Source organism: Sulfurimonas sp. HSL3-7 (assembly GCF_039645985.1).
Taxonomy (GTDB): domain Bacteria; phylum Campylobacterota; class Campylobacteria; order Campylobacterales; family Sulfurimonadaceae; genus Sulfonitrofixus; species Sulfonitrofixus jiaomeiensis.
Window position 1 is genome coordinate 1,160,618 of record NZ_CP147919.1, and the last position, 13,160, is coordinate 1,173,777.

Genomic DNA, 13,160 nt, shown 5'->3' on the forward strand with positions numbered 1-13,160 from the left:
TCTATTTCTTTTGTGCGCATCAGCTGGTTTTCTATTGTATTATGTTTTTCTAACAAGTCAATGCGTTAGCAGAAGTAGCTTATCCTTTATGCGTCAGAAGATTAATTCCGGCAGCAGTGACGGAATGCCACCGGTAGACAAAACAAAGTTCGAGCAGTAATTTTTGGCCGAAGGATCTTGCACTTTCTTCTTTACCGTTAGCTTTCTGCTTTGTGCAAGCAAAGAAGAAAACTGACATAACCTCTATCAAATCTAATTTTAAATCTTAGTTGCGAATTTATAAAGTATTACAAATATAAAAGATGAGAATTTGTCGACAGATGAAGGCAACTCTAAATCAACTCGAACCGACAATCAGGCATAATGCCGTCATCAAAAACAGGTGAAGAAGATATGGATTGTAAACATTTTGGCGAATGCGGCAGCTGCCGCTTGTATGATGGCGGGTATGCGGCGCAGCACAAACTGAAATCAGATGGGATACATGATCTTTTCAAGGAGCTCTACAGCGGCGAGATCACCCCTTTCTTTTCGCCTGATAGCCACTACCGTGCCCGTGCCGAGTTCAAGGTATGGCATGTCGGCGATGATATCCGCTATGCGATGAACCCGCTGGAGCGCGGTGCAAAGATGGTGCTCATCGACGAGTGCCCGATGGTGATCGAGCCGATAGAGAAGCTGATGTGGCCGCTGCTGGAGAGCATCAAGGAGCTGGAGATGGGCTTCAAGCTCTTTGGGCTCGACTTTCTCAGCAGCTCCGAGGGGGAGATCGCCGTCTCCATGCTCTATCACCGCAAGCTCGATGAGGCGTGGCAGGAGCAGGCAAACGTACTGGCAGATAGACACAACATCAAGGTGATCGGCCGTTCGCGCAAACAGAAGGTGGTCATCGGCGAGGATTTCGTCACCGAGACACTGACCATCAACGGCAAGCCGTTCAAGTTCCGACATATCGAAAACAGCTTCACCCAGCCCAACCCGCGTGTCAACGAGAAGATGATCGGCTGGTCCCTGAAACAGTTCGAGGGCATCAGCGGCGACCTGCTGGAACTCTACTGCGGGGCGGGCAACTTCACGATCCCCTTCGCCTCGCAGTTTGAGAAGGTGCTGGCGACCGAGATCTCCAAGTCTTCCATCAACGCGGCCAAGACCAATATGGCGCTCAACGGGGAAGAGAAGATCGAATTTGTGCGCATGAGCGCCGAAGAGTTCGTTCAGGCGCTTGACGGGGTGCGCGAGTTCCGGCGCATGAAGGAGATCGACCTCTCAAGCTACGAGCTGCGTACGATCTTCGTCGATCCGCCGCGCGCCGGGATGGACGAGGCCTCGTGCGATTTCGCCTCGCGGTTTGAGCACATTCTTTACATCTCGTGCAATCCCGAGTCGCTCAAACGCGATCTGGAGTACCTCACAAAGACACACACCATCGATGCGATGGCGATGTTCGACCAGTTCCCCTACACCGGCCATATGGAGATGGGGGTCAAGCTAACCAGGCGCTAGAGAAGGCACTGCAGCCTTGTCATGAGCGTCAATGTGCCCCGCAGACCAGCGCCTTGTCATCCTTTTTCTGAAATTCGCTCTGCAGCGTGACATGGGTGATCCCGTACAGACGCTTTAGCTTCTCTTCCAGCGCGTCGCAGATGCGCATCACCTCTTCAAGCGGGAGGTTCTCGTTGAAATCGACGTGGGCTTCCAAAAAGATCTCACGGTCATTGAGCTGCCAGACATGGATATGGTGGATGTTTTTCAGTTCGGGGTGCCCGCACGCCACTCTCTCGATGCCTGCGAGATCGATATGTGCGGGGGCGAACTGCATCAGGATACAGGCGGAGTCCTTCAGAATATCGTAGGCGGCGTAGATCAGATAGATCGCGATCAGGATCGAGATCAGAGGGTCGATCCAGTAGAGTTGCAGGTAGTACATGGCAATACCGCCTGCCAGTACGGCGACGGAGGTCATCACATCGGTCAACAGATGGAGATAGGCGGCCTTGATGTTGATGTTGTGGTGGGCGTCCTGTTTGATCAGCAGCATACCGGCGGCATTGAAAACGATACCCAGCAGTGCCAGCGCGATGACGACCACCGAACCGACCGGCTCCGGGTTGACAACTCTCCGGGCTGCCTCGATGATCAGATAAAAACCGGTCCCGACCAGGACGCTGGCGTTAAAAAGCGCGGCAATGATCTCTGCACGTTTGTAGCCGAAGGTCTTCTCCTGGGTCGGTGTACGTCCCGCCATACGGTTGGCGATGTAGGTGATCACGAGGGTCATCACATCGCTGAAGTTGTGCAGCGCATCGCTCAGAAGGGCAAGCGAGCCGGAGTAGATACCGCCGATGATCTGTGCGGCAGTGATGATGATGTTCAAAAAGATCGTGATCAGCAGGCGCATGCCCTTGACCTCGTGATGGTGATGTCCGCTCAACAGCGCTCCTTTTTTCCTGTAATAGCTCTTCCTATTATAGGCGCTAAAACAACAGAGTCAGATTAAAGCAGAAGAAAATCATCATTACATCAACATATATTGATATTTAGAGAACAATCTGCTATACTATTGAAAATTTTGGAGGTCTCATCATGGAAAAGAAGAGAGTATTGATCTTATGTACGGGGAACAGCTGCCGCAGTATCATGGCCGAAGCGCTGATCAATGCGAAAATGGGCGACTGCGTCGAGGCGCAGAGCTCAGGCGTCCAGGCGAGCGGCAGGGTCAACCCCAATGCCAAGGCGCTGCTTGAAGAGAGAGGGCTCTGGCGGGAGGCCTACCACTCCAAAGTGATCGAAACGGTGCTCGATACCCCGTTTGACCTGGTCGTCACCGTCTGTGATCATGCGCACGAGAGTTGTCCAACTTTTCCAAAGGTGGTGAAGACGATCCATATGGCGTTCGAGGACCCGTCGGGTAAAGCTGTCGAAGAGTACGCAGTGACGCTTGATCGGATCGAAAAAGAGCTGCTGCCGGTTGTCGAATCGGAGCTCTGCCGGTGATGTGGAAGGACTTTGTCGACACGCTTGTCTATGAGATCATGGGGATGGCAGAAGGTGACAGATTAGCCGATGCCCTGAATTTTTTCATCTATGACAGCGTCAAGATCGCCTTTCTGCTGGTCACCATCATCTTTATCATCTCGTTTTTACGTTCCTATATGAATACCGAAAAGGTACGGGCCTATCTGAGCAGAAAACACAGGGTGACCGGCCATGTCTTCGCAGCGCTCTTCGGGATCATCACCCCCTTTTGCTCCTGTTCGGCCATCCCGCTTTTCCTGGGGTTCCTGCAGGCGCGCATTCCGCTTGGGATCACCTTCTCCTACCTGATCAGCGCGCCGCTTAACAACGAGATCGCGATCGCGATGCTTTTTGGACTCTTCGGCTGGGAGATCACGGCGATCTACATCGGCTTCGGTCTGCTGGTCGCCATTATCGGGGGGCTGGTCATCGGTATGATGAAGGTGGAGCGCTACATCCTGATCCCGGTCACACCGCTCGAAGGGGAGATCACCGTGCCGGAGGAAGCGAACATATCTTTGAAGGTGCGTGCGAAAGAGGCCTGGAAGAACACCCGTGAACTGCTGATCAAAGTGATGCCCTACGTGGTCGCCGGTGTCGGCGTGGGTGCCTTCATCCACGGCTATGTGCCTCAGGATATGATCGTGGCGTATGCCGGGCAGGAGAACCCTTTCGCCGTCATCGTCGCGGTCGTCATGGGCATTCCGATGTACTCCAATGCCGCCGGGATCATTCCGATGATCGAAGCACTGACACTCAAGGGGATGGCGATGGGGACGGCGCTTGCCTTTATGATGGCGGTGACCGCGCTGAGCCTGCCTGAGGCGATCATCCTGAAAAAGCTGCTGCATACAAAGCTGATCGCACTCTTTTTTGCGATCGTGGGGTCGGGGATCATCGTGATCGGCTACCTCTTCAACGCCATCATCTAGGGAGAAGTTGTGAAACGTCTATTACTGCTTATGGCAACGCTGCTTATGCCGCTGTTCTTTGGCGGCTGCAGTCCGCAGGGGAGAGAAGCCTCAGAGGTGCGCGGCAGCGAACCGGCTACACCGTATGTCTATGCGGCGAAAGCTGTTGGCCAGGGTCAGCCTGTGATGTTCGAGTTCGGCAAAGGGAGCTGCAAAGCCTGCAAGGAGATGGGCGAGCTGATCTTCCGGCTTAAAAAGAGCCGTCCGCACTACCGTCTTTTCTATATCGATGTCAGCAGAGACCGAAAAGCGGCGGCGGAGAACGGTATCAGGATGATCCCGACCCAGCTTTTTTTCGACGGAGAGGGCAGAGAAGTCTACCGTCATGTCGGCGGTTTCACGACCGACGGGTTCATGCAGACCCTGCAAAAATACGGCTTCGATGCGAAGTAGGCGGTTCTGATGCAGGAGACGGTACTGGCACTGCTTGAGGCCCACACCTACCTGGCATTTCTGGGTGCCTTCGGTGCCGGCGCAATCACGGCGGCCGCCCCCTGTTCGCTTGTCACGGTACCGCTTCTGGTAGGAAGCGCCGTGGCATTGAACAAAGACCTTACCGGGCGAAAAAAAGTGATCTACACCTATCTCTTCGCCTCTCTTTTCGCCCTGGGCGTCATGATCAGCTTTTCGGTTTTGGGCTTTGTGGTCGCAAAGTTCGGCGGCCTCTTTTCCGTCGCCCCGGTCTGGGCCTATCTGGCGGCAGGGGTGTTGAGCATCGTCATCGCGCTCTATGCCTTCGGTCTCTTACCGGCTGTCGACAAATCGGGGATGATGCGGCGCCTTGTTGGATTGCGTCTTTTCGGCGGCTTTCTGATCGGCATAATCTTCGGCCTGGTCAGCACCCCCTGCGCTTCGGCGCCGCTGGTGGCGATCATCTCAGCTGCGGCTTCCAGCGGCTACCTTCTGGCCTACGGCCTGATCCTCACCTTCGCCCTGGGCCACTCGCTGCTGCTGCTCGGCGCCGGCATCTCGGTCGGTTTCGCCCAGAGCATCGTTTCGAACAAGAGCCTGGCCAAAGTGTCGGAGTGGATCAACAAAGGCTTTGCCCTGATGCTGCTGGGCTTCGGCGGTTATTTTCTCTATCAGGCTGTGTTACAGTTTTAAGATAGGAACGGCAGGTAAAATTAGATACAAAAAGGAGAGTACATATGAAAATAGAGATTTTAGGAACGGGGTGTGCGAAGTGCAATGAGCTTGAGGCGAAGGTCAAAGAGGCGGTTGCCAAAAGCGGCAGGTTCGTTCAGATCGAGAAGGTGGATGACCTGATGAAGATCATGGAGTACGGTGTGATGAGTACGCCGGGTCTGGTGATCGACGGCAAAGTGGTTATGACAGGAAAAGTGCCGAGTCTGGAAGAACTCTCAAAGCTGATAGAAGGGTAGAAAAAGAGGAGGAGGGCTTACTGGCCGCCCCAGGGCATTCCCTCTTCTTTCCAGCCGAAGATGAAACCGTCTTCGAGGTTGTATGCAGTGATCCCCTCACTTGCCAGTTTGTCGGCTGCGGCAGCTGAGCGCGGGCCGCTGCGGCAGACCAGGATGACCTTGTCGACACCGGCAAGTTTCATCGCCTTCATGACATCTTTGACAAAGTTCTTGTTGATGACCTCTTTTGCCGCATAGAGCTTCTGGACCGATTTATGGTCTTTGACCTTGCTCTTTTCGACTTCATACTGGGCGCTCTTGACACGGGCATCGATGGATTTTTCATCATAGGTCCAGTAGTAGGCCGGGATGTTGATGAACCCTTCGCCGTGGCCGGTGTAGAGATACTCGATCGTCGTGCGGACATCGACGATGATCGCTTCGCCGTCTTTTTGCATCTTGTACGCTACATCAGCAGTTACATCGTCTTCATAGGCATGTGCCAGACCGATAAGAAGCATCAGTGAAAGAAAAAATTTCATTCGAATTCCTTGAATATTTAGGAATATTTTGAAGACAATGCCGATGTCATTGCCTTGAAATACCCCCGAATTTTGTCGCAATTTTACCGCTTTAAATTGATATCCATCTAAAACAATGTGATTACTTTGTGATGGAATGTTCTCGTTTTTGCAGGAAGTATTATGTTCGCACTATTTATGACACTGTCACTTTTTGCACAGACGTAAAAATGCTATCATGCCTAATCACTCATGATCTTTCGGACAGTGTTGCCCGGAAAGCAGAGGTGAGAAGAATACGGGCAAGGGACAGACGATGGTGACAACAGCGGATATCTATTCTCTACTTTTACAATGGAGTTCCAGTGGGTGCTGAAGAGCTGATTGCGAATTACGGTTACATCGCTGTTCTGATCGGGACCTTCTTTGAGGGGGAGACCGTTCTTCTGATAGCAGGCTTTTTTGCACATCTCGGCTATCTGAAACTACCCTATGTCATCGTGGCGGCGTTTACGGGCAGTCTGGCCGGCGATCAACTCTTTTTTTATGCAGGGCGGATCAAAGGGATCGAACTGGTCAACAAAAGACCCGTTTTACGCTCAAAAGCCGAGCGTATCTTTAAGCTGATGCACAGACATCAGACGGTACTGATCCTCGGATTCCGTTTTCTCTATGGTCTTCGGACGATCACACCGGTGGTATTGGGGGCAAGCGGTATTTCCCCTGTACGCTTTCTCATTCTGAATATCTGCGGGGCACTGTTGTGGGCAGTCATCATCGGTGTGTCGGGGTACTATTTCGGTAAAGCGCTGGAGCTGCTTATCGGCAACATAAAACAGTACGAATTTTGGGTGATTACAGCGCTACTGCTGATCAGCCTTGCCGTATGGATTGTCGGCCGGTGGCGCGACCGGGACTGGTCTCACCGCTGACATCTCCACAGGCGTCATGGTAAAAAGCGGTGCGCCGCACGGTTTCTCAATCTAAATCTTTCTCCCAGGCAGAAGAGGCAACGAACGCCTGCGAATCGATCGTATGTTCGGTCAGTCGATGAACTCAACGACCTCGTCAAACGGCAGCCGCAGCTGTTTGGATTGCGCATTGACCCTGTAGCCGAAAGGCAGAAGCATTGCGACCTGGTATCTGCCGGTGTCAAGTTCCAGGACGGTTTCGACCTTCTCTTTTTCAAAACCTTCGATCGGGCAGGAGTCGATGCCAACGAAAGCGGCTGCCGTCATCATGTTCCCTGCGGCGATATAGCTCTGTCTCGCTGTCCAGCAGTAGATGTTCTCATCAGAACTCAAGGTCTTTTCCAGGTGAGAAGCATATTTATTCAGATAGAAGTCAAGCTTCTCCTGCGGCATCTCTCTGCGCAAGAATCTTTTTTCGGGAATACCGCTTTCGACTTTGACACTTTCAATACCGGCAAGCACAACGACCAGGTGAGAGCAAGAAGTGATCTGCTCCTGGTCCCAGCAGAAAGGACGCAGTTTCACCTTCAGATCTTCATTCGTGATGACCAGGAACTTCCACGCTTCCATGCCGAAAGAGGAGGGTGACTTGCGTCCTGCCTCCAAAATGTATCGCATCGCCTCGTCAGGGATCTTTTTCGTTGTATCAAAGGCCTTGCAGGCGTGTCTGAACTCCATTGCTTTTGTAAAATCATTTGTCATGTGCATCTCCTTTTAGTCGTTTATGAAATTTTTCTTCAGTAGCGTCTGGAACTTTTCCACTTCTGACGGCACATCAAGGTCTCCCTTGAAGATGTCGTGAATAGAGTAGGTCTCAAGCGGCGTTGCACCGCAGAACTGGAAGGTCTTGTGCGTGGCGATGTTGGCTTCATCCACAGAGAGGCCGTCGAAAAAACCTTCGGCATTGTCAAACTCTGTCGCCGGGCAGTTGTAGGTCAGGCTGAGCATGTATTTTTTACCCTGCATCAGACCCCCGCTGCCGTATTTTTTGGAGGGGTCCAGGCTGCTTCTTCCGTCGTTTTGGTAGGTCACTGTCTGTACGCCGGCAGAGAAGATCTCATCAATATATTTTTTGGTGATCCATGGAACGCCCATCCAGTAGACAGGGTACTGGAACAAAATATAATCCGCCCATGCGAACTTGTCGACCTCTTCCTGGATCGAATAGCCGCTGTCGATCGCCGTGTTTTTGACATTGAACCCGTTGTCAGTTAAAAAAGCATTGGCCGCATCGATAAAGATAGCGGTCAATTTTCCTTCGGCGATGTTTTCATAGTATTGGTGTCCATTGATGATCAGTACATTTTTCATGCGGTTTTCCTTTACGCCTTTTTTAGGATCTCAGCGATGGTCTCTTTTGGGTACTGTTCAGCCATTCCCCATACCTTTGCCAGTTCACCGGCATTGTCAGCCAGGGCGTCGATGCCGTCTCTTGGAATGTCGGCATCTGCCAGGCGGACCGGCGAGCCGATCTTGGCAAACCAGGTTTCAAGCGCTTCGATACCTGCATCAGCGCTGTCGAGTCCGAAGACCTCTTTTGCAAAGCGTTCGAACTGTGTGATGTTCTGCTCTTTGTACCATTTCATCCAGGCCGGGATTACAATCGAGAGACCGGCGCCGTGAGCGACATTGTAGAGTGCGGAGAGGGAGTGCTCGATCATGTGGTTTGGAAAACTTCCGCCGGCAGTTCCGGCAGGGGTCAAGCCGTTCAGAGCCTGTGTCGCCACCCAGGCAAATTCGCCTCTGGCTTCGTAGTTGTCCGGATCTGCTAAAAGAATTTCCGTTGTTTCGATGACACTTTTGACAATGGACTCGACAAGTCTGGAGTTAAAATGCGGGTGTGTTGACGCGGTAAAGTAGACCTCAATACTGTGGGCAATGATATCGACGGCAGAGTAGGCCAGGTATTCTGGTGTTACGGTTGCCATTAAGGCCGGGTTGACGACAGAGAGAACCGGGTTGACCAGGACGGAACCGATAGAGTACTTCTGTTTTGTCGCATCGTTCATGACCACGGAGTTACCGTTCATCTCGCTGGCCGTAGCGGCAAGTGTCATGACTGTAAAGACGGGCAGGGCTTCGGTGATCTCTGCTTTATGGATGAAAAAGTCCCAGACATCGCCGTCGTATTTGGCACCGGCGGCAATCGCCTTGGCGGAGTCGGCAACCGAACCGCCGCCGACACCGAGAACAGCCTGCAGCTTATCTGCTTTAGCGATACTGATGCCGTCATTGACCCGGCTGAGCAGCGGATTGCTGACAATGCCGTCGAGTTCGCGGTAACCGACGCCGTTTTCGTTAAGTGATTTAATGATCCGTTCATAGAGACCGCTCTTTTTAATGCTGCCTGTGCCGTAGACCAATAAGACATTTTCGATGCCGTTTTCTTTAATGTATCGGCCGATATTGTTCTCTTTGTCTTTGCCAAATTCGATCTTGGTCGGGTTGTAATAGGTAAAGTCGTGCATTTTCGTCCTCTGTCGGTAGATTTTGAAAATTATAGGTCCTATGGACTTAAATATCCCTTACAGTAATTTAGGTAAGTAATGGGAATATGTTGACTTTATGTTACAATTACATATGGACACCTCTAAAGACCCTAGCAGGCTTCAGAGGGAAGAAAGAGAGATGAAATTGTGCAGAATTTTTCTTGAGTCATAGCCGTAGCTATGAGGATAGAAAATTGTGTGCAAGATCGCTCTCTTTATCCCTCCCTTCGGGCGATAGAGAGAAATCCACACTCCGCGTTGCCTCTTTTCGTCTTAGCTATGGCTAGGGCTTCAAAGGGTCGCCTTGATTGTGAACTTCTCTCTATCGCTGAAGTCAACTAGGGTCTTTTGAGGTGCCCATAACTAAGGATTGTGATGCATTTTATTAATGGCAAAGAATACAAGTGTTCTGTTTCGGTCACGCTCGACATCTTCAACGACCGGTGGAAACTTGCAATTATCTGGTATCTGCTCGAAGAGAACAAGCGTTTTAAAGACCTGCACAAAGATATCAGTGAAATAACGCAAAAAACATTGACGGTCAAGCTCAAAGAGCTCGAAGAGAAGAACATCATTCACAGAGAGGTATTTCCGGAAGTACCGCCGAAAGTGGTCTACTCCCTGACGCCGATCGGCAAAAAATTGAAACCGGTTCTCGAAGAGATGTACAAGTGGGGCATGGAGTACATAGAAGAGTACGGCCAGTTAAGCAGTGACAACTTTTGCGGTGTCGATATCTGCAAAAAATAGCCCGCGAAACAGGCTAGGCGTCAGCAGCAAGGAAGAGCTTGCGCAGCGTTCCCCTTTTCTTGACACCATTAAGATAGAGTACATAGAGAACATGAACAGCTACCATCGCGGCAAAGACCGGTTGTGTTGCATCTCTAAGCTCTCGCACCCATAGAATGGCCTCTCCTTTCGCTACGACAAGCAGATAAATATCACTGAACAACGTAATCAGCAGCGCCGTACACATGGCGATATACCCAAGCGCGACAAGGGCTTCCAAGACATTTTTTGCACGGACAAGATGCATCAGGGGTACGGCATTGATCTTGTTGAGCGCCATATAAACGCGTGCCATCACAGCTGCAAAAAGCATGCCGATAAAGAGCGTATGGAGATTGTGCAGGGGTTCGCTCCAGAGGTTGTCCAGGGGATTGTAGCCCGTAAAGTACGTGGTGAAAATCCCGAATACACTGACCGTGGTCAGTAGATACCAGAGACGGTAGAGTTTAGTAAAATTGATCTGCATGGTGTTCCTTATTTAAAAGTCATAACGGCGTAACCGCGGTTTTGATAAGCGATGGTGTCGATGAAACTGTTTTTGGAGATATGCACAAAAGGCAGCACCTCTTTTTGCTCAATTGCGTTCGCGTCCAGCGACATGGCGCAGGCGACGATCTCAACACCTTTTTTCTCTGCGAGGCGGGTAATGACATTCTGGGCATTTTGGATGTAGGGCATATCTTCATCATAGATGATCTCTTCGAAGGCACGTGAGGCCATCGGCACACAACCGCCGTGAAGTGTAATGGCAACAGTGGCTTTATCACCACGCTTTTCGATCATCTCAATCGTCTTCTCAACCAGCATCATTCGGCCGCTGATATAGCGGGCATCATCAGAACTGCAGTCAAAGACGGCTTTGTACTCTTGTGCCTGGATGGTACCAAGGAGTGCCAAGAGAAGCAAAAGTGTGTGTTTCATAGTAGGGTTCCTTTTTTGCTCAAGTCTAATAACGTTAAGTTGAACTTGACGTTTTGAATTATAGGTTATAATTCTTAAAATTAGTAGGGTTCTTAAAGATGCCCTGTATTACAAAAAGGCGGGGTATGGAATATAAAATATCCGAACTTGTAGCAAAGACCAATGTACCGAAATCCACTATTCTCTATTACATCAAAGAGGGCGTGCTTCCTGAGGCGAAAAAGCTGAAATCGAACGTGCACCGATACAATGAAGAACATCTGGAACTGATCAGGTACATCAAATACATGCAGCAGGAGATGGGCAGCTCGATCGAGCAGATCAAGAGTATACTGCAGCAGAAAAACCAGTCATTTTCAAGTTCTTTTACCATGTTGGCACCGCTGATGCAGACGCTTAGCGGTATACCTGTCGGCGAAAAACATTACTCCAAAGCAGAATTTACGGAACATCACGGTTTTGATGCCGGGATGTTGGATATGCTGTTGAACGATGGTATTCTGATGCCGATAGGAGAGGATGACTATACGGACAGAGAAGCATCTATTGTCAGGCTTGTAGAAGACTTTGCAGAGGTGGGCATTGATCATGACATATTGAAAAGGTATGTTTTTCATGCAAAAGTCCTCGCAGATCTTGAAAGTCAGATACAGATAAAGTTGTGCGATAGACGCAACGATGACAATTTTTCACGGTTGTGGAAAGTGATGTTCGAGACGCTGTTTAATGCCAAACAGTATCTTTTTAGCCGCTATACCTATAAGGCCATGTATAAGGCACTTAAAGAGGAGGTGTCAGGGTGGAAACAGCTCTGAATAACAGTACTTGCGGCATCAGGGTGATACGATAGCCACTTTTATTTGACTTTTGCTAGAATGGCCGCAAAGACTACATTATCAAGGACCATTTATGAAAAAATCTTATCTTGCTTCGACGCCTGATGAGAACGGTTATTTCGGAAAATACGGGGGTGCTTTCATACCGCCGCAGCTCGAAAAGCCGTTTAAAGAGATCACTGCAGCCTACGAAAAGCTTTCAAAATCCCATGAATTCCGCCATGAGCTCAAAAAGATACGTAAACATTACCAGGGGAGACCGACGCCGGTCTACTATGCAAAGAATCTGAGCGAGTATTGCGGCGGCGGACAGATCTACTTGAAACGCGAGGACTTGAACCATACCGGCGCCCATAAGCTCAACCACTGTATGGCGGAAGCCCTTATTGCCAAACACCTTGGAAAGAAAAAGCTTATAGCCGAAACGGGGGCGGGGCAGCACGGTGTGGCTTTGGCGACGGCCGCCGCCTATTTCGGTCTGGAATGCGACATCTATATGGGGGAAGTGGACATTGCCAAGGAACATCCGAATGTCGTACGTATGCAGATACTCGGTGCGCGGGTTATTCCGGCGACACATGGTCTGAAAACGCTTAAAGAGGCTGTCGATTCGGCATTTGAGGCGTATGTCGGTGATGCGGAAAATTCACTTTACGCCATTGGTTCCGTCGTCGGTCCACACCCTTTTCCACAGATGGTACGCGATTTTCAAAGTGTCGTAGGAATGGAAGCGCGTGAGCAGTTCCTGGAGATGACGGGAATGCTGCCTGATCATGCCGTGGCATGTGTCGGCGGCGGCTCAAATGCGATGGGGCTTTTTGCCGGATTTATCGATGATCCGGTTCAACTGCATGGGGTCGAGCCTCTGGGCGTAGGCACCAAGCTGGGACAGCATGCTGCCTCGCTAACTTACGGGGAAGAGGGGATCATGCACGGCTTTAACTCCGTCATGCTGAAAGATGAACGAGGCGAACCGGCTCCGGTCTACTCCATCGGCTCAGGCATCGACTACCCGTCGGTTGGACCGGAACACGCCTACCTTCGCGATATTGGGCGAACGATTGTCGGTACATGCAATGATGCTGAGGCGGTCGATGCCTTTTATAAACTCTCACAGCTCGAAGGGATCATCCCGGCACTGGAGTCGGCCCATGCCGTGGCTTACGCGATGAAACTGGCCAAAGAGAACCCGAAAGATGCCATCCTGGTCAACCTGAGCGGCCGGGGTGACAAAGACATTGACTTTGTGGTTGAACACCATCCTATCCCTGCACGTCCATAATCTC

17 protein-coding genes are annotated in these 13,160 nt (G+C 50.8%); 10 read left to right on the top strand and 7 right to left on the bottom strand.

The window, feature by feature from the left end; translation table 11 throughout:
• Window positions 1-363: 363 nt before the first annotated feature.
• Window positions 364-1,503 carry a tRNA (uridine(54)-C5)-methyltransferase TrmA gene (trmA, locus tag WCY20_RS05850; RefSeq protein WP_345977748.1) on the top strand — a complete coding sequence of 380 codons (1,140 nt, stop codon included), beginning with the start codon at window positions 364-366 and terminating at the stop codon, window positions 1,501-1,503.
• A gap of 28 nt (window positions 1,504-1,531) precedes the next feature.
• Here trmA and WCY20_RS05855 read toward each other — a convergent pair whose 3' ends face one another.
• The gene (locus WCY20_RS05855) at window positions 1,532-2,431 is read right to left on the bottom strand and encodes a cation diffusion facilitator family transporter (protein ID WP_345977750.1); all 900 of its coding nucleotides are present in this window, start codon (window positions 2,429-2,431) and stop codon (window positions 1,532-1,534) included.
• A 152-nt stretch (window positions 2,432-2,583) separates the two neighbouring features.
• Here WCY20_RS05855 and WCY20_RS05860 point away from each other — a divergent pair, with 152 nt between their 5' ends.
• The 5 genes from WCY20_RS05860 to WCY20_RS05880 are packed head-to-tail and all read left to right on the top strand — an operon-like array spanning window position 2,584 to window position 5,368.
• Window positions 2,584-2,994, top strand: coding sequence for an arsenate reductase ArsC (locus WCY20_RS05860; protein ID WP_345977751.1), 411 nt, complete (start codon window positions 2,584-2,586; stop codon window positions 2,992-2,994).
• Window positions 2,994-3,947 carry a permease gene (locus WCY20_RS05865; protein WP_345978221.1) on the top strand — a complete coding sequence of 318 codons (954 nt, stop codon included), beginning with the start codon at window positions 2,994-2,996 and terminating at the stop codon, window positions 3,945-3,947. The genes WCY20_RS05860 and WCY20_RS05865 overlap by 1 nt, the downstream gene beginning before the upstream one ends.
• A gap of 9 nt (window positions 3,948-3,956) precedes the next feature.
• A complete protein-coding gene (locus WCY20_RS05870; protein WP_345977752.1) occupies window positions 3,957-4,379 on the top strand; it encodes a thioredoxin family protein in 423 nt (140 codons plus the stop codon).
• Window positions 4,380-4,388: 9 nt separating this feature from the next.
• Complete coding sequence (locus tag WCY20_RS05875; RefSeq protein ID WP_345977754.1) at window positions 4,389-5,090, top strand: cytochrome c biogenesis protein CcdA; 702 nt, start codon at window positions 4,389-4,391, stop codon at window positions 5,088-5,090.
• Between the two features lie 44 nt (window positions 5,091-5,134).
• Window positions 5,135-5,368: a thioredoxin family protein gene (locus tag WCY20_RS05880; protein ID WP_345977756.1), complete on the top strand. Its 234-nt coding sequence runs from the start codon at window positions 5,135-5,137 to the stop codon at window positions 5,366-5,368.
• 17 nt (window positions 5,369-5,385) lie between these two features.
• Here the strand turns inward: WCY20_RS05880 and WCY20_RS05885 are convergent, their stop codons facing one another.
• Complete coding sequence (locus WCY20_RS05885; protein ID WP_345977758.1) at window positions 5,386-5,889, bottom strand: rhodanese-like domain-containing protein; 504 nt, start codon at window positions 5,887-5,889, stop codon at window positions 5,386-5,388.
• Between the two features lie 344 nt (window positions 5,890-6,233).
• Between WCY20_RS05885 and WCY20_RS05890 the strand changes: the two genes are divergently transcribed.
• Window positions 6,234-6,800, top strand: a complete 567-nt coding sequence (locus WCY20_RS05890) for a DedA family protein (RefSeq protein ID WP_345977759.1) — start codon at window positions 6,234-6,236, stop codon at window positions 6,798-6,800.
• 111 nt (window positions 6,801-6,911) lie between these two features.
• On the opposite strand, the gene WCY20_RS05895 is transcribed toward WCY20_RS05890, so the two are convergent.
• The 3 genes from WCY20_RS05895 to WCY20_RS05905 are packed head-to-tail and all read right to left on the bottom strand — an operon-like array spanning window position 6,912 to window position 9,307.
• Window positions 6,912-7,541 carry an NAD(P)H-dependent oxidoreductase gene (locus WCY20_RS05895; protein WP_345977761.1) on the bottom strand — a complete coding sequence of 210 codons (630 nt, stop codon included), beginning with the start codon at window positions 7,539-7,541 and terminating at the stop codon, window positions 6,912-6,914.
• Between the two features lie 12 nt (window positions 7,542-7,553).
• Complete coding sequence (locus tag WCY20_RS05900; protein ID WP_345977763.1) at window positions 7,554-8,150, bottom strand: NAD(P)H-dependent oxidoreductase; 597 nt, start codon at window positions 8,148-8,150, stop codon at window positions 7,554-7,556.
• An 11-nt stretch (window positions 8,151-8,161) separates the two neighbouring features.
• A complete protein-coding gene (locus tag WCY20_RS05905; protein ID WP_345977765.1) occupies window positions 8,162-9,307 on the bottom strand; it encodes an iron-containing alcohol dehydrogenase in 1,146 nt (381 codons plus the stop codon).
• A 396-nt stretch (window positions 9,308-9,703) separates the two neighbouring features.
• Between WCY20_RS05905 and WCY20_RS05910 the strand changes: the two genes are divergently transcribed.
• Window positions 9,704-10,078 carry a helix-turn-helix domain-containing protein gene (locus WCY20_RS05910; protein ID WP_345977766.1) on the top strand — a complete coding sequence of 125 codons (375 nt, stop codon included), beginning with the start codon at window positions 9,704-9,706 and terminating at the stop codon, window positions 10,076-10,078.
• A 13-nt stretch (window positions 10,079-10,091) separates the two neighbouring features.
• On the opposite strand, the gene WCY20_RS05915 is transcribed toward WCY20_RS05910, so the two are convergent.
• Together WCY20_RS05915 and WCY20_RS05920 are read right to left on the bottom strand one after the other, a co-directional pair.
• Window positions 10,092-10,583 (bottom strand): hypothetical protein, encoded by a 492-nt coding sequence (locus WCY20_RS05915; protein ID WP_345977768.1) that lies wholly within the window; start codon window positions 10,581-10,583, stop codon window positions 10,092-10,094.
• Window positions 10,584-10,591: 8 nt separating this feature from the next.
• A complete protein-coding gene (locus WCY20_RS05920) occupies window positions 10,592-11,038 on the bottom strand; it encodes a DsrE family protein (protein WP_345977770.1) in 447 nt (148 codons plus the stop codon).
• 125 nt (window positions 11,039-11,163) lie between these two features.
• On the opposite strand from WCY20_RS05920, the gene WCY20_RS05925 reads away from it, so the two are divergent.
• Together WCY20_RS05925 and trpB are read left to right on the top strand one after the other, a co-directional pair.
• Window positions 11,164-11,853: a MerR family transcriptional regulator gene (locus WCY20_RS05925; RefSeq protein WP_345977772.1), complete on the top strand. Its 690-nt coding sequence runs from the start codon at window positions 11,164-11,166 to the stop codon at window positions 11,851-11,853.
• Window positions 11,854-11,947: 94 nt separating this feature from the next.
• Entirely contained in the window at window positions 11,948-13,156 is a 1,209-nt protein-coding gene (gene trpB, locus WCY20_RS05930) for a tryptophan synthase subunit beta (RefSeq protein WP_345977774.1), read from the top strand.
• The last annotated feature ends 4 nt before the right edge of the window (window positions 13,157-13,160 follow it).

Coding starts and splice junctions, on each gene's coding strand:
- trmA (WP_345977748.1), top strand. CDS start 364: ATGCCGTCATCAAAAACAGGTGAAGAAGATATGGATTGTAAACATTTT.
- WCY20_RS05860 (WP_345977751.1), top strand. CDS start 2,584: ATGGAAAAGAAGAGAGTATTGATCTTATGTACGGGGAACAGCTGCCGC.
- WCY20_RS05865 (WP_345978221.1), top strand. CDS start 2,994: ATGTGGAAGGACTTTGTCGACACGCTTGTCTATGAGATCATGGGGATG.
- WCY20_RS05875 (WP_345977754.1), top strand. CDS start 4,389: ATGCAGGAGACGGTACTGGCACTGCTTGAGGCCCACACCTACCTGGCA.
- WCY20_RS05880 (WP_345977756.1), top strand. CDS start 5,135: ATGAAAATAGAGATTTTAGGAACGGGGTGTGCGAAGTGCAATGAGCTT.
- WCY20_RS05885 (WP_345977758.1), bottom strand. CDS start 5,889: ATGAAATTTTTTCTTTCACTGATGCTTCTTATCGGTCTGGCACATGCC.
- WCY20_RS05895 (WP_345977761.1), bottom strand. CDS start 7,541: ATGACAAATGATTTTACAAAAGCAATGGAGTTCAGACACGCCTGCAAG.
- WCY20_RS05900 (WP_345977763.1), bottom strand. CDS start 8,150: ATGAAAAATGTACTGATCATCAATGGACACCAATACTATGAAAACATC.
- WCY20_RS05905 (WP_345977765.1), bottom strand. CDS start 9,307: ATGCACGACTTTACCTATTACAACCCGACCAAGATCGAATTTGGCAAA.
- WCY20_RS05910 (WP_345977766.1), top strand. CDS start 9,704: ATGCATTTTATTAATGGCAAAGAATACAAGTGTTCTGTTTCGGTCACG.
- WCY20_RS05915 (WP_345977768.1), bottom strand. CDS start 10,583: ATGCAGATCAATTTTACTAAACTCTACCGTCTCTGGTATCTACTGACC.
- WCY20_RS05920 (WP_345977770.1), bottom strand. CDS start 11,038: ATGAAACACACACTTTTGCTTCTCTTGGCACTCCTTGGTACCATCCAG.
- WCY20_RS05925 (WP_345977772.1), top strand. CDS start 11,164: ATGGAATATAAAATATCCGAACTTGTAGCAAAGACCAATGTACCGAAA.
- trpB (WP_345977774.1), top strand. CDS start 11,948: ATGAAAAAATCTTATCTTGCTTCGACGCCTGATGAGAACGGTTATTTC.